Raw genomic sequence first — 25014 nt, 5'->3', positions numbered from 1 at the left:
GGGGCCTGCTTCCTACAGCGGCCCCTGCTTGGCGAATTCCGAGAAGATGCCGCGTAGGGTCTTCAGGCGCGCCTCGTAGGCCTTGGTCAGGCAGGCGACGTCCGCTGCGCAGCTGCGCCGTTCCTGCAGCCAGGCCTCCTGGTCGTCGCGCAGCTTGGCGTTTCCGCCCATGGGCAGGAGCCCGCGCAGGATCTCGAACCGGACCGCCATCTCCACGTCGAGATCGTTGAGGGGAAGATGGCCGCAGATCGCCTTTTCGTCGGGCGTCTCCGCCTTCTCGCACGGGAAGCTCGCGGCCTCGGCACCGGATGCGGCCAGCATCATGACCGCGGCAAGGCCCCATGCTCTGTAACGAGGATGCGATGCGATCATGATCCGAATCCCGGCTTGACGATGACGAGGATGACGATGGCCACCATGAGAAGCGTCGGGACCTCGTTGACCATCCGGTAGAAGCGGTGGGTCCGCGCGTTCCGGTCTGCGGCGAAATCCTTGACCATCCGCGAGAACCAGCCGTGGCAGCCGCTCATGGCGAGGACCAGGGCGAACTTCGCCTGCATCCAACCCGACGCGTAGAACCCGCTCTGCCAGACGAGGAACAGGCCAAGCAGCCAGGTGACGATCATGGCCGGGTTCATGATCGCCTTCATCAGGCGCCGTTCCATGACCTTGAACGTCTCGGACTGGGCCGAGGAGGCCGGCCCCTCGGGCAGGGACGCGTGGTAGACGAAGAGGCGCGGCAGGTAGAGCAGCCCCGCCATCCAGGAGATGACGGCGATGACGTGGATCGCCTTGATCCAGGGATAGAGCGTGTCGGCCATGGTCAGGCCGTCAGCGCCGCAATCTGGCGAGCATCCGCTCCACATGGGCGATCGGCGTCTGCGGGGTGATGCCGTGGCCGAGGTTGAAGATGTGCGGCAGTCCCTCCGTCGCCTCGAGCACCCCGTCCACGGCCGCGTCGAGGGCCTCACCGCCCTCGATCAGCGTTTCGGGGTGGATGTTGCCCTGGGTCACGGTGCGCGGCGCCACGGCACCGCGCAGGGCCTTCAGATCGACGCTCCAATCGACACCGACGGCGTCCGCACCGGTCTCGCCCATCACGCGGGCATGGCCTTCCAGGCCCGAGCCCCGGGCGAAGACGATGATCTTCGCGCCCGGCACGCGGGCCCTGACCCCGTCGACGATGCGGGCGATGGGGGCGAAGCTCCAATGTTCTAGGGCGTCCGCCGTCGCCCCGGGAGCCCGGGGCAGCGAACCCGCATGGGATTCGAAGATCTGGACCGCATCGGCGCCGGCTTCGAGCTGGCGCGACAGGTACTCGATCTGCACCGAGACCAGGCGGTCGATGAGCGCTTCCACCAGGGCGGTCTCGGTATCGGCGAGCGCGCGGGCGGGAGCGAGGTCGGGCGTGCCACGTCCGCCGATCATGTAGCTCGCCACCGTCCAGGGACCGCCGCAGAACCCGAGAAGCGTCGTCTCGGCCGGCAACTCAGAGCGCAAGCGCCGGACGGTCTCGAAGACCGGTTCCAGATGCTGGAAGATGCTCGGATCATCGGCCTGTTTCAGGCGAGCGAACTCGTCCCGGCCATGGACCGGGTCGAGACGCGGGCCTTCCCCTTCGACGAAGCGGACATTCTGCCCGAGGGCGTCCGGCACGACGAGGATGTCGGAGAATAGAATCGCCGCGTCGAAGCCGAACCGCCGGATCGGCTGCAGGGTCACTTCGGTGGCGAAGTCCGGATTGTAACAGAGGTCGAGGAACGAACCGGCCCTGGCCCGGACCTCGCGATATTCCGGCAGATAGCGTCCGGCCTGCCGCATCATCCAGGCGGGAGGGATCCGGGACGGTTTGCCGTCGAGAACCTGAAGCAGCGCACGATCGGTGCCGTCACGTCGAGTCATGCGCGTATCCGCCCGGTCCATCTTGATGGGGGAGACCCTCCCCCTTGGAACAGAGCTATGACGTCCCTGCCCCTTCTCGGGAAGATCTTTTGCCGAGGGACGTTGTTTTACCGCAGGACGTCGCCGCTTCTCCCATGCCCACTTCCGAAAGCCCTGCTCCCTGCGAGAGCCTCCGGGGGTGGCCGAAAATCCCTGTCCCCGTCCCGTCTATCTAATAAGAAAAGAGAGATTCTAGGACTCTGTTTTTTCTTTTAGACGGGGGATGACGGGACCGCGAACTTGTCCACACCCCATCCCCGCCGCACCGCCGTTAACGGGGCTTTAACGGGTTCGCGCTAACTTTCGAGAACGGGAAGTCTAATCAGCGACTTGCGCGCCGTGATGGGTCTCCCGTGCCCGAACCCTCCCTGAATCTCCCAAACCGGGATCGGGACGAGGGTCGTTGGTCTGCATGTTGACGTGAGAGTCGACAACGCGGGGGAAGGTTCCGCCCCCGGCCCGGACAGGGGTGCTTTATCCCCACCTGTCGACTCCGGCCTTCAGGTGTGGTGGATAACCCGGAGATCCCTCGAGCCCGTCCGCCGGCCTGGGATGGGAATTTCCGATGAGTCGCAGCTACTTCCATCTCCATCTCGTGTCGGATTCCACCGGTGAGACCCTCATCAATGTGGGTCGCGCCGCCGCCGCCCAGTATGAAGGCGTCTCGGCCATCGAGCATGTCTATCCCCTGGTGCGATCCTCGGCCCAGCTCGAACGGGTGATCTCCGAGATCGAGGCGGCGCCGGGCCTCGTCCTCTACACGCTCGTCGGGCACGACCTCACCGAGCGGCTGGAAGCGGCCTGTCGCGAGACGGGCTCGCCCTGCCTCTCCGTGCTCCAGCCGGTCCACGCCCTGCTCCAATCCTATCTCGGCGCAGAGACGACGGCCCGGCCGGGAGCGCAGCACATGCTGAACGCCGAATATTTCAAGCGCATCGACGCGATGAACTTCACCCTCGCGCATGACGACGGCAACCTGCCCTTCGACATCGACGAGTCCGACGTGATCCTCGTGGGCGTCAGCCGCACCTCGAAGACCCCGACGGCGATCTATCTGGCCAATCGTGGGCTGAAAACCGCGAATTTCCCGCTCGTGCCCGGCATGCCGGTGCCGCCCAATCTCGAGAACGCCCGCAAGCCCCTCGTGGTCGGCCTTCTCGCGTCTCCTGAGCGGATCGTGCAGATTCGTCAGAACCGTCTGCTGAGCCTGAAGGCGGACGACACCTCTCTCTATGTCGATCGCGACGCCGTCGCCGACGAGATCGCCGCCTGCCGCAAACTCTGCAGCCGACATCGCTGGCCGACCATCGACGTCACGAGGCGGTCCATCGAGGAGACCGCCGCCGCGATCCTCGATCTCCACCGCGAGCACCGGCTCAAGTTCATCGTGGCGTGAAACGCGAAGCGAGCTCCGTCATGACCCATCTCTGGCTTCCCGAACGTCCATTGGTTCTTGCCTCCGGCTCGCCGACGCGCAGGCATCTCCTCGAAGCCGCCGGCCTCGACGTGGAGGTCGTGATCCCGAATGTCGACGAGCGAGGCATCGAGGCCGATTCAGGCCCCCTCGCCCCCGCCGATCTCGCCCGCCGGCTGGCCCTGGCCAAGGCACGGGCGGTCGCGGAAAAGGCCCGCGACAGGATCGTCCTGGCCGCGGATCAGGTTCTCGCCTGCGACGGGGAGGTGTTCCACAAATCCGCCTCCCTCGACGCGGCGAAACATCAGCTGAGCCGGCTATCCAACAGGACGCATTCCCTGCATTCCGCCGCCGCACTCATCGTACCGGGGCGCGAGCAGGACGTGATTCACGACGAGGCCCGTCTGACCATGCGGGACCTGAGCGCGGCCGCCATCGACACCTATCTGTCGATTGCCGGCCATGACCGCGTCACCGGCACGGTGGGGGGATACCAGCTGGAAGGCCTCGGCATCCATCTGTTCGCGGAAATCGAAGGCGCCCATGCCACGATCCTCGGCCTGCCGCTGACCGGATTGCTTGACCGGTTGCGCTGCCATGGCTGCCTTGCCTTCTGATCCCGAACGCCCCGCGAGACCCATTCATGATCAAAGCCTTCGTCGTCGGTCATCCGATCGCCCATTCCCGGTCGCCGATGATCCACGGACACTGGCTCTCGACCCTCGGGCTCGATGGGTCCTACGAGCGGATCGACGTGGCGCCGGAGGATTTTGGGACCTTCCTGCGCGGCCTGAAGGCTGCTGGGTTCGCCGGCGGAAACGTGACTTTGCCACATAAGGAAGCCGCCTTCGCCGGGGCCGAGGTGCTGACGGCGTCCGCCCGGCGGATCGGCGCGGTCAACACGCTCTCCTTCGACGGGCAGGGACGTCTCGTCGGCGACAACACCGACGCCGTCGGCTTCACCGCCCATCTCGACGAGACCCTCGGGGCGGACCGGCTCGGCGCCGATGGGGGAGATGTCGTGATCCTCGGAGCGGGAGGGGCGGCACGGGCCGTCGTTGCGGGCCTCCTCGACCGGCCGGCGAGCCGCATCCTCGTGGCCAACCGCACGCGCTCGCGGGCCGAGGCCATCGTGGAACTCGATCCGTCCCGCGTGGAGGCCATCGACTGGGACAGGCTCGACGATGCCCTCCGCCGCGCCCGGCTTCTCGTCAACACTACCTCCCTCGGCATGACCGGCAAGCCGCCCCTCGACATCAAGCTGGATCGTTTGCCGGCTGAATGTGCCGTCGCCGATATCGTGTACTCGCCCTTGGAGACGCCGCTCCTCGCAGCGGCAGCTGCGCGAGGGCATCGCGTGGTGGACGGGCTCGGCATGCTCCTGCATCAGGCAGTGCCGGGTTTCGAACGCTGGTTCGGGACCCGTCCCGTGGTGACGCCGGAGCTGCGTGCCCTGATCGTCGCCGATCTGGTCGCGAACCGTTGACCCGGCCGTTCATTCTCGGCCTCACCGGCTCCATCGGCATGGGGAAATCGACCACGGCCGCCATGTTCGCCCGGCGCGGCATCCCGCTCCACGACGCGGATGCGGCGGTGCGGCGCCTCTACGCCGCGAGTGGAGCCGGCGCCCGTCTCATTACCGACCTGTTCCCCGACGCCATCGCGGAGGATGGCTCCGTCGACCGCGCGCGCCTGCGGGACCATGTGCTCGGCCGGCCGGATTCTCTCGCCCGGCTGGAAGCCGCGATCCATCCCCTCGTCCGCGCGGAGGAGCAGCGCTTCCTCGACGAGCACGCCGACGCCTCCCTGGTGATCCTCGACATCCCCCTCCTGTTCGAGACCAGCGGAGAGGCGAGATGCGATGCGGTTCTGGTGGTGACGGCGGATCCCGATGTTCAGCGGCAGCGTGTGCTGGCGCGCCCAGGCATGTCTGAGGCGGCTTTTGCCGCGATCCTCGCCAAGCAGATGCCCGATGCCGATAAGCGCGCCCGTGCCGACTTCCTCATCGATACCGGGCTTGGCCTTGCTGGCGCCGAAAATCAGGTCGACGCTCTCATCGAACGGCTCGTCGGCGCAGGCCAAGCCTGACCGACCGCTTCGTTTCTCCTCGAATGGACCGCACCATGCTCCGTGAGATCGTCCTCGACACCGAAACCACCGGTACGGATGCCAAGAACGGGGACCGGCTGATCGAGATCGGCTGCGTCGAGCTCATCAACCACATCCAGACGGGGGTGACCTTCCACCGTTACGTCAACCCGACTCGGCCGGTCTCGCAGGGCGCGTTCGGCGTCCACGGTCTGTCCGACGCGTTTCTGGCGGACAAACCCGTCTTCTCGGCGATCGTGGACGATTTCGTCGCCTTCTGCGGCGATTCCCCCCTCGTGATCCACAACGCGCCCTTCGATGTGGGCTTCCTCAACATGGAGTTCGCCCGGCTCGGCGAAGGCGGACCGCCGCAGATCGACCTGGGGGCGGTGGTCGACACGCTGCAGATGGCGCGGCGCAAGCATACCGGCGCTTCCAACAGCCTCGACGCGCTTTGCGTACGCTATGGGATCGATACGACGCGGCGCACCAAACACGGTGCGCTTCTCGACGCTCAGATCCTGGCCGAGGTCTATATCGAGCTGCTGGGCGGCAAGCAGACAAGCCTTGGCCTGGCGATGGTCGAGGCCGCCGAACCGATCCAGATCGTTGCCTCCGGCGACGGTCCCGTCGCCACGGGGCCACGCCGATTGCGCAACCGCTTGAACCCCTTGGACGTTAGCCAGCATGCTGCGTTCGTCTCGTCTCTCAGTGCAAGCCCGATCTGGCGCGACTATGTCAGCGAGAGCGAAGGCGAGTAAATATTGCCTAGGTGCAATGCAATAAAACACATATTGCATTGCAACAGAACCAGCTTACATCTTTGCACAACGAGTCGGCGCGGAGGCGAATCGAGCCCATCGTCGATGCCGGATCAGCTTTTATCCTGCATCGATCAGATCCGCTGGCCGCTCGTCGACACACATGTCCAACACCCAAGAAAGCGATCATGCGATGGCTGATCACCCGAACCGGACACAGGCACGTCTGGCCGATCTCGTCGAAGCCACCAAGCTGACGGGGGCGGGCCGCTTGCAGGAAGCGTCCGATCTCATTCAGCGCGGCCTGTTCGGGAGCCAGGGCGCCAGCCATTCCGGTCAGACGGCGGACGCCGCAACCTCCACGCATTCGGCAGGCGGGATCGCGGAAGGTCTGCACGATCAGTTTCGTGGGGCCCTGGATCAGGTCGCGCGGAAATTCGGCCTGTCGTCGCCATCCGGCGCGGTCGCTCAAGGCGCGAATGCTCCCGCTCCGGCGACGTCCGGCTTCATGGGGTTCGATCCTGCGACGCTGTTCCGGGACGGAAACGTTCCGTCTCTCACCACGGGAGAGGGAACTTTCACCGCGCATTCCTTCGCCAACGAAGCGGGTGCGCGCGACTACAAGCTCTACATTCCCAGCCGTACGGTCACCCATCCTCCCCTGGTTGTGATGCTGCACGGCTGCACCCAGTTACCGGACGATTTCGCTGCCGGAACCGGCATGAACCTCCTTGCCGAGCAGGAAGGGTTCCTCGTCGCCTATCCAGGCCAGAGCACGAGGGACCATGGCCAGCGCTGTTGGAACTGGTACCAGCCCGGCGATCAGGCACGGGGCCTGGGCGAGGCCGAGATCATCGCTGGCCTTACCCGTGAGGTGATGCAAAGCTACGATGTCGATCCGCGCAGGGTCTACATCGCCGGCCTCTCGGCCGGTGGCGCGGCCGCCGCCAACGTGGCCCTGGCCTATCCCGATCTCTACGCCGCCGTCGGCGTGCATTCCGGCCTCGCGGCCGGATGCGCCGGCGACGTCTCTTCGGCGCTGACGACGATGCGTCTCGGGCCTTCGGGAGCCGCCGCCACTCTGCAGGGAGGGACGCCCCGCGTTCCGACCATCATGGTTCACGGTGAGAACGACAGCACCGTCCACCCGCGCAATGGCGAGCAGGTCCTGCTCCAGGCCGGCGTCGATGCGCTCACGCCTTCCGTCTCGGACGGCGTGAGTCCGGGCGGGCTCTCCTATATCCGCACGCGTTATGCCGACGAGACCGATCGTGTGGTGGTGGAAAGCTGGGTCGTGCGCGGCCTCAACCATGCCTGGTCGGGGGGCGACCCGTCGGGCAGCTACACCGACCGTCGCGGACCCGATGCGTCACGGGCGATGGTCGATTTCTTCATGGCCCACCGCCTCGACCGACCGCGCCAGTAAATCACTGTCAGATGACGGACTGTCAGACCGCCACGTTGTCGATGAGTCGCGTCGAGCCGAGATAGGCGGCGACCAGAATCCTGGTCGCTCCCGTGGCGTGTTCCACCGGGGCCAGCGTGTCGGCATCGCACACGCTGAGATACTGGATCGTGCTGAACCCGGCCGCGATCAGCCGATCGGTCGAGGCGGAGACGAGGGGGGACGCGGCGTTCCCCGCTCGCAATCCTTCGGCGATCATCGACAGCTCGCGGTGCAGAAGAGGGGCGATCCGTCGCTCCTGTGCATCGAGGTAGCGGTTGCGCGAGGAAAGGGCGAGGCCGTCCTCTTCCCGCAGAGTCGGCACGCCGCCGATCGCGACGGGGATGTCGAGGTCGCGCACTGCGCGGCGGATCACCTGCAATTGCTGGAAATCCTTCTCGCCGAACAGGGCGGTATCGGGCTGGACCTGGTTGACGAGCTTCGTCACCACCGTGGCGACGCCGGAGAAATGGCCCGGACGAAACGCGCCGCACAATCCCTCGCTGATGCCCGCCACCGTGAGGCTGGTGGAGAAATCCGCCGGGTACATCGTCTCCACGGTGGGACAGTAGGCGGCATCGACGCCCGCCTCCGACAGCAGCGCGAGATCGGCCTCGGTATCGCGCGGATAGCGCGAGAAATCGTCGCTCGGCCCGAACTGCGTCGGGTTGACGAAGATGCTGACCACGACCCGCTCCCCCAGTTCCCGCGCCCGGGTCACGAGGGAGAGGTGGCCCTGGTGTAGGGCACCCATGGTGGGCACGAAGACGACACGGTCGCCCGCCGCCTTCCAGGCGCGGATGCAGGCCCGCATGGGGTCCACCGCGTCGAACCGGACCGGGGTGACGGGCGAGGCTTGGCTGCTCATCGGGGCTCTTCGGCAGGGCTCTGAGGGACGTCGATAAGCCTTCGACTATCCCAACTCGGTGCCGGAAGGCCAGATGCCGCGAGCGCCCGAGGTCAGTTGCAATAGGGTAGGAGGGACCGACCGAAGGGATCGTCCACGCCCAGTGCCGGTTTGAAGCCGTAATAGCTCGGTTTTCCGAGCCCGTAGGTCGATCCGACATAGCTCGGATCGTCCGGCGCGTCGGTGGGGATGGGTACGCTTCTCGGGATACAGGCGAGCCGTCGGGGTCTCGCACGCTCCCGTCGCGGCGTGCTGTCCTCGTCCGCGCGCGGGAAGTAACGCGGCGGCGGCTCGGCTCCCGGAACAGGGCGGTTGGCCTCCACGCCGTAGGGAGTGGACCAGCGCTCCCGCGCATCGGCGGCCCCGGCCGGGCCGTCCAAGACGGACGCGACGAAACATGCCGCGATCAGCACCCTCGCGGCTTGGCCTCCTGCTGTCTCGCGCCCTCGGCTCATGTCATCCCGCTGCGTGCTCCCGTCGCCGGAAGCCCTGTCGATGGGGTTCACCACCCAACTCACCGTCCGTGGACGAGGCTCGAAATTCTCAGAACAGGGTGAACGAAAGGTTACCGTCGCAAAGCCCGACCATCGAGATCCGCCAACGGGTTGACCGGCTCGGCGGGAAGCCTGTCGATCTTGAACGGCTTCGACAGGTTGCCGGCTAATAGAGCCAGGTCCGGCGTCGCTTCCTCGGTTCGGCCATAGAGCGAGGCGTCGAGGGCGGCCAGTGCCTCGGAGATGACCGGAGTGGAGCGCCAGAGCCGCGCGAGTTCGGGTTCGCGCTCGAAGACTGGGCCGAGGGCAGCGCGGAAACCCAGTCCGTCGCCGGCCTCCGCGTGGCGTGCGAGTTCGCGACGCGTCGCACGGTCGAGGCGCAGGGTCCGTGAGCGTCTCGGAACGCCAAAGCCGATGAGGGCGAGGCCGAACCCGAAAGCTCCCACGGCCGCAGCCGCAACGACCATCGGCGAGGCCGGAGCGACGGGTTTGGCGTCCTCGTCCCGGTCGGGCAGGCCGCCGCCGATCTGGCGGGCCGGGATTTCCGCTTCCCGCAGGGTCCGCGAGACGGTGTCGAACCAGGGAATGGTGATCGCATCCAGCGGGACGATCTCGGTGACGGCAGGGCGCACGTCCCATTGATAGGTCGCCCGCGCCACCGGACCCGTCGGGGTGATGATCGTCTCGCGGGTCACGGGGCCCGCGAAGGTGAGGATACCGCGTGTGCGCATGACCGGCCTTGGCGGCAGCCCTTCGGCCACCAGCCCCTGCGCCTCCAGGGTGACGATGCGCCTCGTGGTCTCGCCGATCTTCACCGTTTCGGGATCGGGGCTCCAGGAATCCGTGATCGTGACGTCCCGCGCCGGTAGCCACCACGGCTCCTTTACGTCGGGGCCGCCCACCGGCTTCGTCCAGGTGGCGACGGGCAGCGAGACCGGTACGGAGGGAACGTCCACCACCTTGCGGGTGCCGCCATCGTTGATGGTGAGGCGGTGGATGAACGGGTCGATGGTGAAGTCGCCCGGATGGTGCGGGAAGATCGCGATGGTACGGTCGAAGGCTACCGCCACCTGTCCGTCCGGCAAGCGTGTCTTCGACCAGGTGTCCCGGCCGAGCTGGGTCCAGCTGAAATTCGCCAGCGACGGCTGGACGACCTCCTCCAGCAGGATCGCCTGCCGGTAGACGCCGCGAATGTGGAGCAGCACCATTTCCCGCGAGAACGGCGCAGCGTTACCGTTGAGCTCCGGCGTCACCGTCAGGGTGAGGTCGCCGGGAGCGATTTCGGCCTGTGCGGGAGCGGCGAGGAATAGGAATGCGCCGAGCATGAGGATGCCACGCCGTCCGTGATCCCTCCCCCCTCTGCGGGGGAGGGTGGCCCGCGAAGCGGGTCGGGAGAGGGGAGCGCCAGTTCCGGAGAGGTCGTCCCCTCTCTCGCCTGCTCCGCAGGCACCCTCCCCCGCAGAGGGGGGAGGGTTGGTATCCGGGCGATACACTCCGCTCACCATGGGTTGCTTCCCGCCGGGACCGCCGTGCCCGCTTCCACACGCACCGCTTGCTCGGCTTTCAGGCGCAGCTTGAGATACCGGCCCGGATCGTCGGGTAGGGTCTGGAGCCAGAGGCGGTCGGGGCGGATTTCGTGCGCTTCGAAGCTCTTCGTCACGCGCCGCGCCTCCCGCTCCGGGGCGGCGGCGACCATGGCGGAACCGGCGCCCGTGCGTCCACGACCGGCTGCATCGCTGGCCGAGCCTCTCGCTTCACCTTTGCCGGAATCCACCGATTGCTGCTCGGCCTTGCCGCGCCGCGCCACCTTGCTGTTGCCCGGCGTCGAGGAGGAGGTGCCTCCCTCCTTATTGCCGGCCAGTCCCTCACCGACGGAGGAGGCCTTCATGTCGTCGTTGGGATCCTGGTTCGACGTCTTGTTGTAGCGCGAGCCCACCGTCGCGGTGGCATTGGCGAGGCCGCCGCCCTTGCCCGGATCACCCGGCCCCTCGGCCACGAGACGGGCGACGAGGGAGCGGTTGGCCTGCGCATCCGCATCGCGTGGATTGTATTGCAGGGCGACGTCGTAGGCGTCGATGGCGCCCTGGAAGTCGCCCGAGCGCGCGAGCGCATTGGCGAGATTGTAGGCGTTGCGCCGGCCGCCATTCCGGAAGATGGCGATGGCCTCCTCGTAGCGTCCCGCCTCGTAGAGCGCGGGCCCGCGCCAGGCCGGATCGGCAAGGATGGTGGCGGCGGCGTTGGGCAGGCCGAGGCTCATCAGGCTGCGACCGAGCGTCGTGCGCGGCTCCGAAACCAGGGTGAGGCTGAGAATGCCGGCCCCCGCCAGCGTGATGCCGGCGATCCTCGCCCAGCCGGTCCAATGCCGGGGCAAGTAACGGGCGAAGGGAAGACGATCAGGCAAGGAGAGGCGCGAGGTGCTCATCAGGCGCTCCTGCGGAACAGGGCGAGGGCCGGAAGCAGGGCGAGGAGGATCAGCCAGCGTCCCAGATCGGCGAAGGCGAGCACGGTGTAGCCGCCCGCCGCCAGATGTTGCGCCGTGCTGGCCCCCACCACATCGAGGAGGGCGGCCGGCCTGTCGAGATCGACGGTGAGGCCGTTGCCCGTGCCGGTCACGCGGTCGAGGGCCGCCCGGTCCGGCTTGGGCGATCCCACCGGCAGGGAATTGGTGGCCGGAACGAACACGGCATGGAGATGCCATCCCTTGTTCCGGATCGCAGTGGCCTCGCGCATGGCGGCATCGCCGATCCCGTCGCCATCGGTGACGAGGACCACGTCGCCGGCGATGACGCCGGCCTCCTCCAGGGTCCGGCGCGCGATGGCGAGGCCGCGCTCGGGATGGGTGCCGCGATCGGGCACGGTGTCGCCGTCGAGGGCGAACAGGACGAGGCTCAGGGCGTCGCGATCCGTGGTCGGTGGGGCGGCGAGATAGGCGTCGCCGGCATAGACCACCACGGCGACGCTGCGTGTGCCCGCCGCCTGGGCCACGCTGTCGGCGATCTGGCGGACCTCCTTGAGGTGGCCGCCCTCGGCCACGGAGCGCGAGAGATCGATGACGACCACCGTCGCATCGAGGTTGCGGAAGGTCGCCGCGTCCGGGCGCTCGATGGCCGGTCCCGTGAGGGCGACGGCGATGAGGCCGGCCGCGATGGCGGCGGCGAGGTTGGCCTGGCGCCGACCACCGAGGACGGCTCCGCGCGTCTCGAGGAAGGCCATCAGGCCGGGATCGACCGCCTTCGCCCAATCGCCCAGCGGGGCCGAGCGCCAGGCCGCGCGCAGGGCGAGGACGAGGATGACGGGAATCGCCAGGAGCCACCAGGGCCGCAGGATGGCGAGGGAGAGAAGGGCGCTCATGCCTTGCGCCTCGCTACCAGCAGGCCCGCCGCGCAGAGGAGAGCAAGGCCGGCGGGCCAGGGCCACAGGTCCTGCCGCAGGGGGACCGGGGGAGCCTTGGCCCGACCCCCTTCGATGGCATCGATCGAATCGGCCATGGCGATGAGGTCGTCGGTGGTCTTCACCCTGAAGAAGGTGCCCCCGGTGAGAGTCGAGATATCCCGCAAGGTCTCGGCATCGACCACATCCTGCTCGCCGTCGGCATTGGACATGTCACGGGGGCCGAGCGCGATGGTGTGGACCTTGACGCCGAGTTCCTTGGCCAAAGCCGCCACGTCGCGCGGCGTGGTCTGGCCGGCATTGTTGGCCCCGTCCGTCATCAGCACCACCACCTTCGATGTGGCCTGCGGGATGTCGGACGCCTCGCCGGAGGTGGCAGGCACCAGCCGCTTGAGGGCGAGGCCGAGACCGTCGCCGATGCCGGTGGAGCGGCCAACGAGGCCGATCGTCGCCTCGTCGAGGGCGCGCGCCACGGTATTGGTGTCGAAGCTCGGGCTCGCGGCGACGTAGGATTCGTTGGCGAAGATCACGAGGCCGATCCGGTCCCCGGCCCGGCGGCGGATGAAGTCGGTGCCCACCCGCTTCACCGCGGTGAGCCGCGTCACGGTCTCGCCGTCGATGGCGAAGTCGCGGCGCTCCATGCTGCCGGAGAGGTCCATCACCAGCATGATCTCGCGACCCGAGGCCGGAAGCGCGGTGGCGGGCAGGACGAGGCGGGGGCCGGCGAGCGCCGCCACCAGGGCGGCCCAGAGGGTCCAGATCAGGAGCGAGCGCCTGCGCCCGCGCGCCGCCACGCCGTCCCCTCGGGCGGAGCCCATCACGACGGTGGACGGAACGCGCAAGGCACCGCTCGATCCCATCCGCTCGGGCGGCAGCAGCCGGGCCGCGAGAAAGGGCAGCGGCAGGAGCAGCAGCGCCAGGGGCGCGGCGAGATCGAAGGCCGAGAGGAAAGCGGTGAACCAGGCTGGCATCGGCTCAGGCCCTGATCCGCGCGAAAAGACGGCTGAGTTCGGAATCGAGGGTCTCGACGTCGGCCGGGGAGGAGCGCCGGTACAGGCCCTCCGTCACGACCCTGCCTGCGCCCTTGCTGAAGACATCCGTGGCGAAGAGGCGGTCGAGGGTGGCCGCCCAGTCGCGTCCCTGGGTCGAGGCGGCCTCGTCGCCGGCGAGCGTCCGGGCGAGGCGCCGCAACAGGCGGGCCTGCGCGATGAGGCGTGCGTCCCGAGCGAGTGTGCGCGTCTCGGCGAGGCCGCGCAGGGCCGAGGCCCGCACCGAAGCGTTCGAGCGCGCCCGCTTCAGCCTGACGAGGCCGACGAGAAGGGCCGCGACGAAGCCCAGCGCGATGGCCAGCACCACCTCGCCCTGCGCGCCACTACCCGCATCGGCCGGGAGGTGCAGGCCGCGCAGCTGGGTGAGATCGGTGGGGGAGCTAAGCGGGTTCACGCGCTACAGCACCGCATCGAGACGTTCCATCAGCGGAGCATAGGCTTCGGGGCCGGCCTCCACGTCGAGGCGCAGACCCTCGATGCCGCGCCGCGCATAGGCGATGAGTCGGTCGTCGGGCACGCCATCCGTATTGGCGGCGGAGCGCCCGACCTGAACCGTGCCGCGCTGCCCGTCCGGCGTGGCGAACGGAAAGAACCCCGCCGGCTTCCTACGCTCGAACGCATCGCTGACGAGGACGAGGCGGATCGACAGGCGCTCGGCCAGCACGGTGAGCAGGTGGTCGAATTCAGGCCCCGGCGCGTCCAGCGCGCTCCCGATGACGAGATGGCCGCCGGACGGAAGCAGGCTCGCCGCCACGGTGAGGCTGCGGTCTAGGGGGGGATCCTGCATGTCCGAGGCGGCGAGCGCCTGGGCATGAGCCATGGCAAGGGCACCCGTCACCGCCGTCATGGCCCGCTCGCCGCCGCCGGAACGGACCACCACCGGCTCCCCCGAGGACGCGGCCACGAGACCGATGCGGCCACCATCGCCGACGATGCGCCAGCCGAGCAGCACCAGGGCTTCGGCCGCCGCCACCGAGCGCAGGGCGCGACGCGTGCCGAACAGCATGGAAGGGCGGAAATCCGCTAGCAGCACTACGGCGCGGTCGCGCTCGTCATGGTGAGTCCGCACGTGAAGGATGCCGGTGCGGGCGGTGGCGTTGCGGTCGATATGGCGGCGGTCGTCGCCCTCGGACCAGAGTCGCACGTCGTCGGGCTCCGATCCGCGTCCACGCCGGCGGGTGACGATGCCTCCGGGAAGACCCGCCAGGGTGCGGGTGGCCGGCGAGACGCCGCGTCGGGCGAGGTGGCGTAGTCCCATCAGGGCTTCGCCCGAGAGATGGATACTGGGGCCGTGTGCGGAGCCCGTGCTCGGGCCGGAGGGGGACGCCATGGCTGTGCTACCCGACCATTCCGCCTTCAGAGCGCCCGGACCCGCTGGACGAGGCCCTTGATGATGCCCCGCGCGGTCTGTCCCTCGGCGGCGGCGCGCCAAGTAAGCCCGATCCGGTGCGCCAGAGCGTCGGCGGCGAGATCCGAGATATCCTCCGGGATCACGTGGTCGCGGCCACGCAGATAGGCCCGCGCCTTGCCGGCGAGCATCAGGGCCAGCGTTCCGCGCGGGGAGGCCGGGTGCTCGATCGAGGCGCGGAGATCCGGGGCCGCCTTGTCGGTGCGGGTGCCGGCCACGAGCCGCACCAGATAGTCCTTGAGGGCCGACGAGACGTGGACGTTGAGGGCCGCCGCGCGGGCGGCGCGGATCTCCGCCACGGTGAGCTTCACCGGCATCGCCTCGGCATGGTGGTTCAGTTCGCCCTCGACGAGGTCGAGGATGCGGCGCTCGGAGGCTTCGTCGGGCATCTCCACCACCACATGGAGGAGGAAGCGGTCGAGCTGTGCCTCCGGTAGCGGGAAGGTTCCCGCATGCTCGATGGGATTCTGGGTCGCCACCACCATGAACGGGTCGGGCAGGACATGGGTATGGCCGGCGACCGTGATCTGGCCCTCGGCCATGGATTCCAGCAGCGCCGACTGCACCTTGGGCGGGGCGCGGTTCACCTCGTCCACGAGGATGAGGGAGTGGAACAGCGGACCGGGCAGGAACTCGAAATCGCCGGCATCCTGGCGCCAGACGGTGGTGCCGGTGAGATCGGCCGGCATCAGGTCGGGCGTGCATTGGATGCGGGCGAAGCTGCCGTCGAGCCCGTCCGACAGGCGCTTGACCGCGCGCGTCTTGGCGAGGCCGGGCGCGCCCTCGATGAGGAGATGGCCACCGGTGAGAAGCCCGATGAGCAGGCGCTCCACGAGGGTTTCGGCGCCGATGAGTCCGTGGCTCAGGCCATCCCGCAAAGCGAGGATGCGTGCGCGAAGCGCCTCGTCGGCGGCCGGCGCCGCCGAGGTAGCGGGACGCATGGCCAGTGTCGCGTCGCTCATGAGCGCGCGTCGGCCGGAGCCGCCCGCAGGGCTGCCGCAACGGATAAGCGGGGCATGATCGTGGCAGGGCCGGCGTACAGCACCATGCGCGTCTCCTCGGGCGGATTCTTAAGAGATCCCTATGTCGATCGGGTTTGCATGCAGCGGAGCACCGGCGTCAATCCCGTGGGACGTTTCCCGTGAAACACGAGGGTGAGATCGGGCAGAATGCCCGACCACCGGGATTTCATGAAGTCGAATGCATGCAGAGCGGATTTCTCTGCCGATCCCGAGGATCTAAGCCGGAATTCGGCGTTATGTCGCATCCTGCTAGACGTCGGTGGAAACCGAGGGCCGGCCTCACGGTTTCCGTCCCAACCCAGCGGGCAGACTGGAGCAGACCATGAGTACAGACCTCTTCCCCGGCTTCAGCGCGGACTGGATCGACATTCCGGAGGGCCGTTTCTTCGCCCGCAGCGGCGGTCGTGAGGATGCGCCTCCCGTCATCCTCCTTCATGGATTTCCGCAGACTCATGCCTGCTGGCACCGCATCGCGCCGGCTTTGGCCGAGACCCATCGCGTGGTGTGCCTCGATCTGAAAGGCTACGGCTGGTCGGAAGCGCCCAAAGGTGACCCCCATCACGAGGCCTATTCCAAGCGCCGCATGGGTCGCGACGTGGTGGCGATCATGGAGCGGCTAGGCCATGTCCGCTTCGCACTCGTGGGTCACGATCGCGGCGGGCGCGTGGGCTACCGACTCGCCCTCGACGAGCCGGGCCGGATCGAGCGCCTCGCCCTTCTCGATATCCTACCCACCCTCGTTCAGTGGGAGCGGATCGAAGCCGATCCCAACGTGTCGTCGCATTGGGCATCCCTGGCTCGGCCTGCCCCCGGTCCGGAGGAAGAGATCGGCCGCGATCCAGTCGCCTATTTCGAAGGCCTCCTTCGGCAATGGAGCAACGCCGGGAGCCTCGACCCCTTCGCCCCGGAGGCGTTGCGCCTCTATCGCGAGAACTGGAATGTGCCCGAGCGCATCCACGCGTTCTGCGAGGATTACCGCGCCGGTGCGACCCGTGACCGCGAGGCCGACCTCGATGATCTCGCGGCAGGAAAGACCCTCTCCTGCCCGACGCTGATCCTCACCGGCGACGGCTATCTCGACCATTCTCACGAAACCCCGCTGGCGGCCTGGCAGCGCACCTTCGCGCCGAAGGCCGAGGCCGTGGACATCACATCGGGGCATTTCCTCGCGGAGGAGAATGCCCCCGAGACGCTTAAGGCCCTGCGGGCCTTCCTCGGTGGCTGACGCGCGAAGCGTCACCGTTTCGTCATGGGCGGGCGACATGCAGCGCCCATGACTGCGCTCCTCGCCTCGCCGCTACCGGAATTCGTGAATTCCGCCGTCAGCCTCATCGTCGCTTTCGTGCTCGGCACGATGATCGGGGCCGAACGGCAATATCGCCAGCGTACGGCGGGCCTGCGTACCAACGTGCTGGTGGCGGTGGGCGCGGCGGCCTTCGTCGATCTCGGCATGCGCCTCGAAGGAACGCGCGGCGCGGTGAGCACGGTCGCCTACGTCATTTCCGGCGTCGGTTTCCTCGGGGCCGGCGTCATCATGAAGGAGGGCATGAACGTCCGTGGCCTCAACACCGCTGCCACCCTGTGGTGCTCCGCGGCAGTGGGAGCCTTCGCCGGGGCCGATTTCCCCCTGGAGGCCTGTTTCGTCACGGCGGCAATCCTGTCCGGCAACACTCTGCTGCGGCCCCTCGTCAACGCCATCAACCGCGTCCCCATCGACGAGAGCCAGACCGAGGCCACCTACGAGGTCCAGGTCACGGTGCCGGCCGAGCATGCCGGCCCCGCCCGCGACCTTCTCGTGGAACGGCTGGAGGCGGCGCATTACCCGGTCGGCGGCACCGAGGTGGTGGAACGCGGCGAGGAGACGGTGGAGGTGGTGGCGACCCTGGTGGCGACGGCGGTGGACTCCGCCGAACTCGACGCGGTGGTGGCCGGGTTGGAGCGCGACGAGCGGATCAGCCATGCCACCTGGTCGGTCCAGACCGCCGATTGAGCGCGTCCGCCGCCATTGCCGCCGTGAGGAAAAGGCCAAACTAGGCCCGTGATGCCGGGCTTCGCCCCGGCGATGGAGGACCCCAACCATGGCCGGAACACGCAGGAACGCATTGATCGTCGGGGCTTCGCGCGGCCTGGGCCTCGGATTGGTGGAGACGTTCCTCGCGCGCGGCTGGGCGGTCACCGCCACCCAGCGCTCGCCTTCCGCCGGATTGGCGGCTTTGGCCTCCGACGCGCTCGGCATCGAGACCGCCGATATCGATGATGACGCGGCGGTTGCCACTCTCCACGATCGGCTCGCTCACCAACGCTACGACCTGATCTTCGTGGTGGCCGGCGTGGCGACCCAGGCGCACGATCCTGCTCATGAGGTCCCACGCGAGGTCGCCGCGCAGGTCTACCTCACCAATGCCATCAGCCCGATCCGCTTCGCCGAACGGTTTCGCGATCGGCTGGCGGGCAACAGTCTCATCGCCTTCATGAGTTCCGTCCTCGGCAGCGTCTCCCTCAACGAGAGTGGCGGATGGGAGACCTACCGCGCGAGCAAGGCAGCGTTGAACACGCTGGCCATCAGTTTCGAGATCCGTCACCGCGACGAAGGGTTCGGCGTGGTCCTTCTCCATCCCGGCTGGGTCCGCACGGAGATGGGTGGTGAGGAGGCGGATCTCGACGTGGCGACGAGCGTCGCCGGACTGGCCGACGTCATCGAGAACCGGCTCGGCAAACCCGGCATCGCCTATCTCGACTATACCGGCGCGACCTTGGCCTGGTAGGCGGTCAGCGCCGCCCGTCGAGGGGACGGCCGCGCCGTTCCACCACGACGGGCGGGCGGGTACGACGCTCGACGATGACGGTGCGCGGCGCCCGGCTCGGGCTGCCGGCGGTGAGGATGCGCTCGGAGATCTTCTCGGGCTTCTGCTTCCCGGCGGCGAGTACGTGCGGGCGCACCTCGTCGAGGGGAAGTCCGATCAGGCCAGCGGCAATCTCGACCTGCTGTTCGAGATCGTCCGCGAGATCCTGCGCGGCAGCGACCGCCTCGGGGATCGTGGGCGGTTCGCGCCGCACGCGGATCGGGGGCAGGTCTTGGAAGGATTTCGGCGTCTTCTTCACGACTCGGCCCACGCTCGACATGAGCCGAGGATAGCGCGACAGGGGCTCCGGTGCATTGCACCATTTTAACGATGCACCCACGCGTTTCGCGCATTCCCCACCGTTGGAGTCGGAATTTCCGCCAGATCGAGGCCGGGATGCCATTTCCCTATTCGATTGCCTGAGCGAATGCCCATCGGAGGAGCAAGATACGCGTCATTATGACGCATATTCCAGTGGCTCCGTTGGGGCCTCGTCCGATGCGTTGCGCGCCGTCGGGCTCCCGTCGATACTGCGCCCATCATGTTTCCCATCACCGATCTCACCGATTCCAGGCTGGTCCCGGCCCGCCCCGACCTCGCCGATCTCCGCCTTCGCGGCCGGATCGACGCCGACCGCTATGTAGCGGGGCAGCCCGGCCGGCTCATCGTGGCATCCGCCCCCTTGCGGCGGCGACCGAGTCTCGACGCCGGCATCGAGACCGAAGCGGTCATGGGCGACCCCCTGACCCTCTACGACACGAGCGACGGCTTCACCTTCGTACAGTTCGAAACCGACGGCTATGTCGGCTACCTACCGGCGGAATCCTGCGCCCCGGGCGTCCCGTCCCCGACCCATCGGGTGACGGCCATTCGGACCTTCCTCTATCCGGCCGCAAACATGAAGCGGCCACCACTCGGGCACGTGAGCCTCGGCGCAGGACTCGGCGTCACCGGGCAGGAGGGTGAGTTCCTGCGCTTGGCGGAGGGCTCTTACGTCTTCGCCGATCATTGCGTCCCGGTCGGCACGGTGGAGTCCGACCCTGCCGCAACCGCCGAGCGTCTCGTGGGCACGCCCTATCTGTGGGGTGGTCGCACCAGTCTCGGGCTCGATTGCTCGGGCCTCGTCCAACTTTGCCTCGCCATGGCGGGCATTCCGTCTCCCCGCGACGCGGATCAGCAGGAAGCGGCGCTCGGCACGGCGCTGCCCCAGCGCCTCGACGGCCTGGTCCGGGGCGACCTCGTCTTCTGGCGCGGCCATGTGGGGATGATGCTGGACGAGACCCGCCTCATCCACGCCAACGGCCACCACATGGCGGTGGCGGTGGAGCCCCTGGGGGTGGCGGTGGAGCGCATCGCCGAGAAGAGCTACGGAGCGGTGACCTCGCTCCGGCGCATTACGGCTTCAGCCGGGCCTTGATTCGGGTGATCAACCCGTCACGGACGTCGCGATAGGCTTCGAGGCGCTGATCGCGCGAGGCTTCCTGCATCAGCGTCGGGTCCGGCGTCGGCCAGTATTCCACGTCGACGGCGTTGGTCCGAGTGACCTCCAGAGCCGCGTGGTGCGCCTCCGGCGACAGGGTGATGATGAGGTCGAAATTCAGCCCCTCCCACTCCTCGAGTTCGAGGAGCGTCCGGGGCCGGTGTTTCGAGGCGTTGATGCCGATCTCGTCGAGGGCCGCAACCATGAACGGGTCTGCCGGCTCGCCGGAACGGACGCCCGCCGACTGCACATAGGTGGACTTGCCGAAATAGTGACGCGCCACCGCCTCCGCCGCGAGGGACCGCACAGCGTTGAAGTTGCACATGAACAGCACCGACTGCACGCGCGTCTTCTTCGGGCCGGCCTCTTCCGCCATCCGGTGACTACCTCGGGCTTCAAACGACGGGGAGGGCGCTCACGCCTTCCAGTGCAAGGCGAAGACCAAGGTGAACAGGCGTCGCGCGGTGTCGTGGTCGAGATCGACCTTGCCTTCGAGGCGCTGCCGGAGGAGTTCGGAGGCTTCGTTGTGCAGGCCGCGCCGTCCCATGTCGATCGCCTCGATCTGGGTCGGCGAGGCGGTCTTGATCGCGTTGTAGTAGCTCTCGCAGATCATCTCGTAGTCGCGGATCACCCGGCGGAACGGGGTCAGCGACAGGAGATGGGTCATCACCGGCTCACCGTCCTGTCGGCGGATCGCGAAGGAGAGCTTGTTCTCCACGAGGCCGAGGGTGAGGGCGTAGGGGCCCTCGCGTCCGGGAATGGAGAAGTGGTTCTCCTCCAGGATGTCGAAGATCGCGATGGCGCGCTCGTGCTCTTGATCGGGATTGCCCCGGCCGATGGAATCCTCGTCGAAGGTCACCGCCGCGAGGCGGTGGATGGACGACGCTTTCTCTGCCGCTTGTCCTGTTTCTGGTTGTTCTGAGCCGGCCATCGTCCCCTCACAGATTCAGGCGGATCGCGACCGAGCGGGCGTGGCCGTCGAGGCCCTCCGACCGTCCCAGCGCGATGGCTGCCGGCCCCAAGGCCCTCAGCGCGGCGGGATCGCAGCGCAGGATCGTCGTCCGCTTCATGAAGTCGAGCACGCCGAGGCCCGAGGAGAACCGTGCCGAGCGGGCGGTGGGCAGTACGTGGTTCGGGCCGCCGACGTAATCGCCGATGGCTTCCGGCGTATGGCTGCCGAGGAAGATCGCACCGGCATTGCGGACCTTGGCGGCCAGGGCCTCCGGGTCGGCGGTCTCGATCTCCAGATGCTCCGGGGCGAGGCGGTCGACCAGGGGCACGGCCTCCTCGAAATCCGAGACGAGGACGATCGCGCCGTAATCGCGCCAGCTCGCCCGGGCGATGTCGGCGCGGGGCAGGGTGGCCAAAGCGCGTTCCACCGCGATCTCCACCGCATCGGCGAGGGCGGGCGAATCGGTGATGAGAATCGACTGGGCGGCGACATCGTGCTCGGCCTGGGCGAGGAGGTCGGCGGCCACCCAATCGGGGTTGGCATGACCGTCGGCGAGGATCAGCACCTCGGACGGACCGGCGATCATGTCGATTCCGACCTGCCCAAACACCCGGCGTTTGGCGGCGGCCACCCAGGCATTGCCCGGTCCGACGATCTTGGCCACGGGGGCGATGGTCTCGGTGCCGTAGGCGAGCGCCGCCACGGCCTGGGCCCCGCCGATCCGGTAGATCTCGGTGACGCCGGCAAGGTCCGCCGCGGCCAGGACCAGGGGGTTCATCTGTCCCTCGGGCATCGGCACGACCATGACGACACGCGGGACCCCGGCGACGCGAGCCGGAATGGCGTTCATGAGGACGGAAGAGGGGTAGCTCGCCGTCCCGCCGGGCACGTAGAGCCCCACCGATTCCAACGACGTCCAACGCCAGCCGGACGTCACGCCGAGATCGTCGGTGGCCATGTGGTCGCCGGGTACCTGGCCGCGATGGAACGTCTCGATGCGGGTCGCGGCGAGCCGCAGGGCATCGAGGGACTCGGCCGGGCAGGCGGCGATGGCAGCCCGTACCTCATCCGGGGTCACCCGCAGGGTCGCGGCGGAGAAGTCCTCGCCGAGCCGGTCGAAGCGGCGGGTGTAATCCACCAGGGCGGCGTCGCCCCCGGAGATCACACCGGCGATGATCCCGCGAACGGTCTCGTCCACATCCTCGGAGATCTCGCGCTTGACGCTGAGAAGACCGGCGAAGGCGGTGGCGAAATCGGCGTCGCGGCTGTCGAGGCGCACCATCAGGCAGAATCTTTCACGACGTTGTCCTTGTCGGAGGGAGCCGTACCCGCATCACCTTGGATCGCGGCGCGGCCGGCTTGCGCCGCCTCGTGATCGGGGCGGCCTTCCACCTCCCAGACCGGACCGAGATCCTTCAGCCGCGCCTCGATGCATTCCACATCGAGCTGGATCGCTACTTTGCCGGCAAAGACCAGGGTGATGGTGCCGGAGGGTTCCTCCTTCGGCTCGAAGGTGACGGCCAGAAGGTTGAGAGGCTCGTCGGAGGTGGAGCCGGGCGTGATTCCGCGCGCGCGCACGGCCATGACCCGCTCGAAATGGAGGCCGGTGAGGCGACGGCGCGGGGCCTCCCCCTCCGGGGCCGACCAGTCGAAACGCCGCCCCACCAGCACGAAGCGGTGTGACGGTGCGAGATAAGCGAGATCCTGCGGGAGCAGGACCGCATCCTGAAGATGGGCCGAGAGGATCGCGAGATCCTCCGCGTCGAGGGCAGCGAGCTTGAGGAGCTCCATGTCGGGTTCGCATCTGGCCGGACGCCGCCGGATCGGGCGCCGGATGTGGAAGAGGGTCGGCCGTAGGTAGCGAGGCGGCCGCCCTGCGGCAACTGCGCGGCCCGGAACAATTACGGCGTGCCGGCGATATGGGCCGTTTGCGGGGGGCGACGTCAGACGGCGTTCATGCGGAACAGGTTAGTCTTTCGCCGAACTCTCGATTGGGACATCCACCACCATGATTTTCGGACCCGTATGCCGCATCGCCTTCGCCGCCCTGACCGCCCTGGCGGCGACGACGGCCCTCGGCCTGGGGCAGGCCCAGGCGCAGGTCCAGTTCCGCATCGACGATGGCTACGACAGGTCGCCTCGTGGCCGTTCGCCCTACGGCGACGACCGGCCGCGGGCCTATGATCGCTACGATGGCTATGCCCGGCCCTACGAGGATGGCGAGCGTCGGCCGGTGCAGCAGCAGCGATACGGACGCCAGCGCATGGGTAGCGTCTGCGTCACGGCGCGCGGCAATTGCCCCGCCTATCCGAGCCCGATCCAGTCGCCCTGCCGCTGCGACATCCCGGGATTCGGCCCCAAGCGCGGCAACGTACTGGAATAGTGTCCTTGTCCGGGAGGCGAGGACCGCCTCCCGGACAGGAGAGGCTCAGGAGCGGATGCGGCTGATCTCGGCGCCGCAGCGGCCGAGCTTGGCTTCGAGCGCTTCGAAGCCGCGATCGAGATGATAGACCCGGTTGATGCTGGTCTCGCCCTCGGCGGCGAGGCCGGCGATGACGAGGGAGACCGAGGCGCGCAGGTCGGTCGCCATGACGGGCGCGCCCTTGAGGCGCTCCACCCCGTCGACGATGGCGAGATCGCCCTCGAGCCGGATCCTGGCCCCGAGGCGCGCCAGTTCCTGCACGTGCATGAAGCGGTTCTCGAAGATGGTCTCGCGGATGTGGGACTGACCCTTGGCGAGGGTCATCAGCGCCATGAACTGCGCCTGGAGGTCGGTGGGGAAGCCGGGGAACGGGTCCGTGGTCACGTCCACCGCAGCGATGCCGCCGCCATTGCGCCGAATGCGGATCGTGTCGGCGGTGCTGGTGATCTCGGCGCCCGTCGTCGTCAGCACGTCGAGCGCGCTGTGCAGCAGGTCGGCCCGGGTGTTCTCCAGGGTCACGTCGCCCCCCACCATGGCAGCCGCCATGGCGTAGGTGCCGGTCTCGATCCGGTCCGGCAGGACGGTGTGGCGGGCGCCGTTGAGGCGCGAGACACCCTCGATGGTGATGCGCGGGGTGCCGGCCCCCGAGATCCTGGCGCCCATCTTGATGAGGCAATCGGCGAGATCGACGACTTCCGGCTCACGCGCGGCATTCTCGATCAGGGTCGATCCGTTGGCGAGCGCCGCCGCCATCAGCGCCACATGGGTGCCGCCCACCGTGACCTTGGGAAAATGGATCTCGCCGCCGCGCAAGCCGCTCTTGGCCTTCGCCACCACGTAGCCGCCGTCGATCTCCACGGTGGCGCCGAGGCGCTCCAGGGCCATCAGCATGAGGTCGATGGGGCGGGTGCCGATGGCGCAGCCGCCGGGCATCGAGACACGGGCCTCGCCGAACCGTGCGAGCAGCGGCGCGATGACCCAGAAACTCGCCCGCATGGTGGAGACGAGTTCGTAGGGCGCGGTGGTGTCGATGACGTTGGAGGCGGTGAGCCTGATGGTCTGGCCGGTCTCCGTCGTATCGCCCGGGCGCTTGCCCACCACCATGTGGTCGACGCCGTGGTTGCCGAGGATGCGCAGCAGGGCGTGGATGTCGGCGAGGCGCGGCACGTTCATGAGTTCGAGGGATTCCCCCGTCATCAGGCTCGCGATCATCAGCGGCAGGGCGGCGTTCTTGGCGCCCGAGATCGGAATGACGCCGTGGAGCGGCTTTCCGCCGATGATGTTGATCCGGTCCATCGTCGTCCTTCGCGCGGCGTCACGCCCCTCCCCGTAACGAGAGGGCGGCGCCATCCTGGTTCTGCAAACGGTAGCGGTGCGCTCGCGGCACGGCCTTATCGAG

The 25014-nt window shown here is 68.1% G+C and carries 29 protein-coding genes; 11 read left to right on the top strand and 18 right to left on the bottom strand.

Annotation, left to right across the window (positions count from 1 at the left end):
• Window positions 1-12: 12 nt before the first annotated feature.
• From ASF32_RS02245 to hemE, 3 genes are read right to left on the bottom strand one after another with little or no spacing between them, the layout of a single operon-like run.
• A complete protein-coding gene (locus ASF32_RS02245) occupies window positions 13-372 on the bottom strand; it encodes a lysozyme inhibitor LprI family protein (RefSeq protein ID WP_056422960.1) in 360 nt (119 codons plus the stop codon).
• Window positions 369-821 (bottom strand): protoporphyrinogen oxidase HemJ, encoded by a 453-nt coding sequence (gene hemJ / locus ASF32_RS02240; RefSeq protein ID WP_056422959.1) that lies wholly within the window; start codon window positions 819-821, stop codon window positions 369-371. The genes ASF32_RS02245 and hemJ overlap by 4 nt, the downstream gene beginning before the upstream one ends.
• 10 nt (window positions 822-831) lie before the next feature.
• Window positions 832-1902 carry a uroporphyrinogen decarboxylase gene (gene hemE, locus ASF32_RS02235; RefSeq protein WP_156467641.1) on the bottom strand — a complete coding sequence of 357 codons (1071 nt, stop codon included), beginning with the start codon at window positions 1900-1902 and terminating at the stop codon, window positions 832-834.
• 604 nt (window positions 1903-2506) lie between these two features.
• Here hemE and ASF32_RS02230 point away from each other — a divergent pair.
• From ASF32_RS02230 to ASF32_RS02205, 6 genes are all read left to right on the top strand, one after another.
• Entirely contained in the window at window positions 2507-3337 is an 831-nt protein-coding gene (locus tag ASF32_RS02230; RefSeq protein ID WP_056422951.1) for a pyruvate, water dikinase regulatory protein, read from the top strand.
• A gap of 20 nt (window positions 3338-3357) precedes the next feature.
• Complete coding sequence (locus ASF32_RS02225) at window positions 3358-3972, top strand: nucleoside triphosphate pyrophosphatase (RefSeq protein ID WP_056423358.1); 615 nt, start codon at window positions 3358-3360, stop codon at window positions 3970-3972.
• 26 nt (window positions 3973-3998) lie between these two features.
• Window positions 3999-4841 carry a shikimate dehydrogenase gene (locus tag ASF32_RS02220; protein ID WP_056422948.1) on the top strand — a complete coding sequence of 281 codons (843 nt, stop codon included), beginning with the start codon at window positions 3999-4001 and terminating at the stop codon, window positions 4839-4841.
• Window positions 4838-5443: a dephospho-CoA kinase gene (gene coaE, locus ASF32_RS02215; RefSeq protein ID WP_056422944.1), complete on the top strand. Its 606-nt coding sequence runs from the start codon at window positions 4838-4840 to the stop codon at window positions 5441-5443. Before ASF32_RS02220 ends, coaE begins: the two co-directional genes overlap by 4 nt.
• Before the next feature lie 35 nt (window positions 5444-5478).
• Window positions 5479-6204, top strand: coding sequence for a DNA polymerase III subunit epsilon (dnaQ, locus tag ASF32_RS02210; RefSeq protein WP_056423355.1), 726 nt, complete (start codon window positions 5479-5481; stop codon window positions 6202-6204).
• Window positions 6205-6397: 193 nt separating this feature from the next.
• Window positions 6398-7630: a PHB depolymerase family esterase gene (locus ASF32_RS02205; protein WP_056423352.1), complete on the top strand. Its 1233-nt coding sequence runs from the start codon at window positions 6398-6400 to the stop codon at window positions 7628-7630.
• Between the two features lie 22 nt (window positions 7631-7652).
• Here the strand turns inward: ASF32_RS02205 and panC are convergent, their stop codons facing one another.
• The 9 genes from panC to ASF32_RS02160 all read right to left on the bottom strand — a co-directional run bounded on the left by panC (window position 7653) and on the right by ASF32_RS02160 (window position 15858).
• Window positions 7653-8516 (bottom strand): pantoate--beta-alanine ligase, encoded by an 864-nt coding sequence (gene panC, locus ASF32_RS02200; protein WP_056422941.1) that lies wholly within the window; start codon window positions 8514-8516, stop codon window positions 7653-7655.
• 92 nt (window positions 8517-8608) lie between these two features.
• Window positions 8609-8878 carry a hypothetical protein gene (locus ASF32_RS02195; RefSeq protein ID WP_244478221.1) on the bottom strand — a complete coding sequence of 90 codons (270 nt, stop codon included), beginning with the start codon at window positions 8876-8878 and terminating at the stop codon, window positions 8609-8611.
• Between the two features lie 242 nt (window positions 8879-9120).
• Complete coding sequence (locus ASF32_RS02190; protein WP_056422935.1) at window positions 9121-10374, bottom strand: BatD family protein; 1254 nt, start codon at window positions 10372-10374, stop codon at window positions 9121-9123.
• Window positions 10375-10547: 173 nt separating this feature from the next.
• Window positions 10548-11471: a tetratricopeptide repeat protein gene (locus ASF32_RS02185; protein WP_056422932.1), complete on the bottom strand. Its 924-nt coding sequence runs from the start codon at window positions 11469-11471 to the stop codon at window positions 10548-10550.
• Window positions 11471-12400 carry a vWA domain-containing protein gene (locus ASF32_RS02180; RefSeq protein WP_056422930.1) on the bottom strand — a complete coding sequence of 310 codons (930 nt, stop codon included), beginning with the start codon at window positions 12398-12400 and terminating at the stop codon, window positions 11471-11473. Before ASF32_RS02180 ends, ASF32_RS02185 begins: the two co-directional genes overlap by 1 nt.
• Window positions 12397-13410 carry a VWA domain-containing protein gene (locus ASF32_RS02175; protein ID WP_056422927.1) on the bottom strand — a complete coding sequence of 338 codons (1014 nt, stop codon included), beginning with the start codon at window positions 13408-13410 and terminating at the stop codon, window positions 12397-12399. Before ASF32_RS02175 ends, ASF32_RS02180 begins: the two co-directional genes overlap by 4 nt.
• Window positions 13411-13414: 4 nt before the next feature.
• Window positions 13415-13882, bottom strand: a complete 468-nt coding sequence (locus tag ASF32_RS02170) for a DUF4381 domain-containing protein (RefSeq protein ID WP_056422924.1) — start codon at window positions 13880-13882, stop codon at window positions 13415-13417.
• Between the two features lie 3 nt (window positions 13883-13885).
• Entirely contained in the window at window positions 13886-14818 is a 933-nt protein-coding gene (locus tag ASF32_RS02165) for a DUF58 domain-containing protein (protein ID WP_056422923.1), read from the bottom strand.
• Between the two features lie 26 nt (window positions 14819-14844).
• Window positions 14845-15858, bottom strand: a complete 1014-nt coding sequence (locus tag ASF32_RS02160) for a MoxR family ATPase (protein WP_200919019.1) — start codon at window positions 15856-15858, stop codon at window positions 14845-14847.
• Window positions 15859-16240: 382 nt separating this feature from the next.
• On the opposite strand from ASF32_RS02160, the gene ASF32_RS02155 reads away from it, so the two are divergent.
• From ASF32_RS02155 to ASF32_RS02145, 3 genes are all read left to right on the top strand, one after another.
• The gene (locus ASF32_RS02155; protein WP_056422920.1) at window positions 16241-17143 is read left to right on the top strand and encodes an alpha/beta hydrolase; all 903 of its coding nucleotides are present in this window, start codon (window positions 16241-16243) and stop codon (window positions 17141-17143) included.
• A gap of 48 nt (window positions 17144-17191) precedes the next feature.
• On the top strand, window positions 17192-17908 hold the full coding sequence (locus tag ASF32_RS02150; RefSeq protein ID WP_056422915.1) for an MgtC/SapB family protein: 717 nt from the start codon (window positions 17192-17194) through the stop codon (window positions 17906-17908).
• Between the two features lie 88 nt (window positions 17909-17996).
• Window positions 17997-18683, top strand: coding sequence for an SDR family oxidoreductase (locus ASF32_RS02145; protein ID WP_056422914.1), 687 nt, complete (start codon window positions 17997-17999; stop codon window positions 18681-18683).
• A gap of 4 nt (window positions 18684-18687) precedes the next feature.
• On the opposite strand, the gene ASF32_RS02140 is transcribed toward ASF32_RS02145, so the two are convergent.
• A complete protein-coding gene (locus ASF32_RS02140; RefSeq protein ID WP_200919017.1) occupies window positions 18688-19020 on the bottom strand; it encodes a hypothetical protein in 333 nt (110 codons plus the stop codon).
• A 291-nt stretch (window positions 19021-19311) separates the two neighbouring features.
• Between ASF32_RS02140 and ASF32_RS02135 the strand changes: the two genes are divergently transcribed.
• Window positions 19312-20178 carry a C40 family peptidase gene (locus ASF32_RS02135; protein WP_056423345.1) on the top strand — a complete coding sequence of 289 codons (867 nt, stop codon included), beginning with the start codon at window positions 19312-19314 and terminating at the stop codon, window positions 20176-20178.
• On the opposite strand, the gene ASF32_RS02130 is transcribed toward ASF32_RS02135, so the two are convergent.
• From ASF32_RS02130 to ASF32_RS02115, 4 genes are read right to left on the bottom strand one after another with little or no spacing between them, the layout of a single operon-like run.
• Complete coding sequence (locus ASF32_RS02130; protein ID WP_056422907.1) at window positions 20156-20617, bottom strand: low molecular weight phosphatase family protein; 462 nt, start codon at window positions 20615-20617, stop codon at window positions 20156-20158. The two genes, ASF32_RS02135 and ASF32_RS02130, sit on opposite strands and share 23 nt — an antisense overlap.
• Before the next feature lie 39 nt (window positions 20618-20656).
• Window positions 20657-21172, bottom strand: coding sequence for a UPF0262 family protein (locus ASF32_RS02125; protein WP_056422904.1), 516 nt, complete (start codon window positions 21170-21172; stop codon window positions 20657-20659).
• A gap of 7 nt (window positions 21173-21179) precedes the next feature.
• Window positions 21180-22475 carry a histidinol dehydrogenase gene (gene hisD / locus ASF32_RS02120; protein ID WP_056422901.1) on the bottom strand — a complete coding sequence of 432 codons (1296 nt, stop codon included), beginning with the start codon at window positions 22473-22475 and terminating at the stop codon, window positions 21180-21182.
• Window positions 22475-22984, bottom strand: a complete 510-nt coding sequence (locus ASF32_RS02115; protein WP_056422899.1) for a DUF2948 family protein — start codon at window positions 22982-22984, stop codon at window positions 22475-22477. Before ASF32_RS02115 ends, hisD begins: the two co-directional genes overlap by 1 nt.
• 217 nt (window positions 22985-23201) lie before the next feature.
• On the opposite strand from ASF32_RS02115, the gene ASF32_RS02110 reads away from it, so the two are divergent.
• Window positions 23202-23576 carry a hypothetical protein gene (locus ASF32_RS02110; RefSeq protein WP_056422897.1) on the top strand — a complete coding sequence of 125 codons (375 nt, stop codon included), beginning with the start codon at window positions 23202-23204 and terminating at the stop codon, window positions 23574-23576.
• A gap of 45 nt (window positions 23577-23621) precedes the next feature.
• Here ASF32_RS02110 and murA read toward each other — a convergent pair whose 3' ends face one another.
• Complete coding sequence (gene murA / locus ASF32_RS02105) at window positions 23622-24911, bottom strand: UDP-N-acetylglucosamine 1-carboxyvinyltransferase (RefSeq protein WP_056422896.1); 1290 nt, start codon at window positions 24909-24911, stop codon at window positions 23622-23624.
• Window positions 24912-25014 lie beyond the last annotated feature (103 nt).

Origin of the sequence: Methylobacterium sp. Leaf91, assembly GCF_001422815.1 — a bacterium.
Lineage (GTDB): Bacteria > Pseudomonadota > Alphaproteobacteria > Rhizobiales > Beijerinckiaceae > Methylobacterium.
Note: the sequence above shows the minus strand (reverse complement) of the source record. Positions and strands in the feature narration are given on the sequence as shown.

Coding starts and splice junctions, on each gene's coding strand:
- ASF32_RS02110 (WP_056422897.1), top strand. CDS start 23,202: ATGATTTTCGGACCCGTATGCCGCATCGCCTTCGCCGCCCTGACCGCC.
- ASF32_RS02155 (WP_056422920.1), top strand. CDS start 16,241: ATGAGTACAGACCTCTTCCCCGGCTTCAGCGCGGACTGGATCGACATT.
- ASF32_RS02190 (WP_056422935.1), bottom strand. CDS start 10,374: ATGCTCGGCGCATTCCTATTCCTCGCCGCTCCCGCACAGGCCGAAATC.
- murA (WP_056422896.1), bottom strand. CDS start 24,911: ATGGACCGGATCAACATCATCGGCGGAAAGCCGCTCCACGGCGTCATT.
- ASF32_RS02245 (WP_056422960.1), bottom strand. CDS start 372: ATGATCGCATCGCATCCTCGTTACAGAGCATGGGGCCTTGCCGCGGTC.
- ASF32_RS02185 (WP_056422932.1), bottom strand. CDS start 11,471: ATGAGCACCTCGCGCCTCTCCTTGCCTGATCGTCTTCCCTTCGCCCGT.
- hisD (WP_056422901.1), bottom strand. CDS start 22,475: ATGGTGCGCCTCGACAGCCGCGACGCCGATTTCGCCACCGCCTTCGCC.
- ASF32_RS02125 (WP_056422904.1), bottom strand. CDS start 21,172: ATGGCCGGCTCAGAACAACCAGAAACAGGACAAGCGGCAGAGAAAGCG.
- ASF32_RS02150 (WP_056422915.1), top strand. CDS start 17,192: ATGACTGCGCTCCTCGCCTCGCCGCTACCGGAATTCGTGAATTCCGCC.
- ASF32_RS02175 (WP_056422927.1), bottom strand. CDS start 13,410: ATGCCAGCCTGGTTCACCGCTTTCCTCTCGGCCTTCGATCTCGCCGCG.
- ASF32_RS02230 (WP_056422951.1), top strand. CDS start 2,507: ATGAGTCGCAGCTACTTCCATCTCCATCTCGTGTCGGATTCCACCGGT.
- ASF32_RS02225 (WP_056423358.1), top strand. CDS start 3,358: ATGACCCATCTCTGGCTTCCCGAACGTCCATTGGTTCTTGCCTCCGGC.
- ASF32_RS02205 (WP_056423352.1), top strand. CDS start 6,398: ATGGCTGATCACCCGAACCGGACACAGGCACGTCTGGCCGATCTCGTC.
- ASF32_RS02220 (WP_056422948.1), top strand. CDS start 3,999: ATGATCAAAGCCTTCGTCGTCGGTCATCCGATCGCCCATTCCCGGTCG.
- ASF32_RS02145 (WP_056422914.1), top strand. CDS start 17,997: ATGGCCGGAACACGCAGGAACGCATTGATCGTCGGGGCTTCGCGCGGC.
- ASF32_RS02160 (WP_200919019.1), bottom strand. CDS start 15,858: ATGAGCGACGCGACACTGGCCATGCGTCCCGCTACCTCGGCGGCGCCG.
- ASF32_RS02115 (WP_056422899.1), bottom strand. CDS start 22,984: ATGGAGCTCCTCAAGCTCGCTGCCCTCGACGCGGAGGATCTCGCGATC.
- hemE (WP_156467641.1), bottom strand. CDS start 1,902: ATGACTCGACGTGACGGCACCGATCGTGCGCTGCTTCAGGTTCTCGAC.
- ASF32_RS02165 (WP_056422923.1), bottom strand. CDS start 14,818: ATGGCGTCCCCCTCCGGCCCGAGCACGGGCTCCGCACACGGCCCCAGT.
- ASF32_RS02130 (WP_056422907.1), bottom strand. CDS start 20,617: ATGGCGGAAGAGGCCGGCCCGAAGAAGACGCGCGTGCAGTCGGTGCTG.
- panC (WP_056422941.1), bottom strand. CDS start 8,516: ATGAGCAGCCAAGCCTCGCCCGTCACCCCGGTCCGGTTCGACGCGGTG.
- hemJ (WP_056422959.1), bottom strand. CDS start 821: ATGGCCGACACGCTCTATCCCTGGATCAAGGCGATCCACGTCATCGCC.
- ASF32_RS02180 (WP_056422930.1), bottom strand. CDS start 12,400: ATGAGCGCCCTTCTCTCCCTCGCCATCCTGCGGCCCTGGTGGCTCCTG.
- dnaQ (WP_056423355.1), top strand. CDS start 5,479: ATGCTCCGTGAGATCGTCCTCGACACCGAAACCACCGGTACGGATGCC.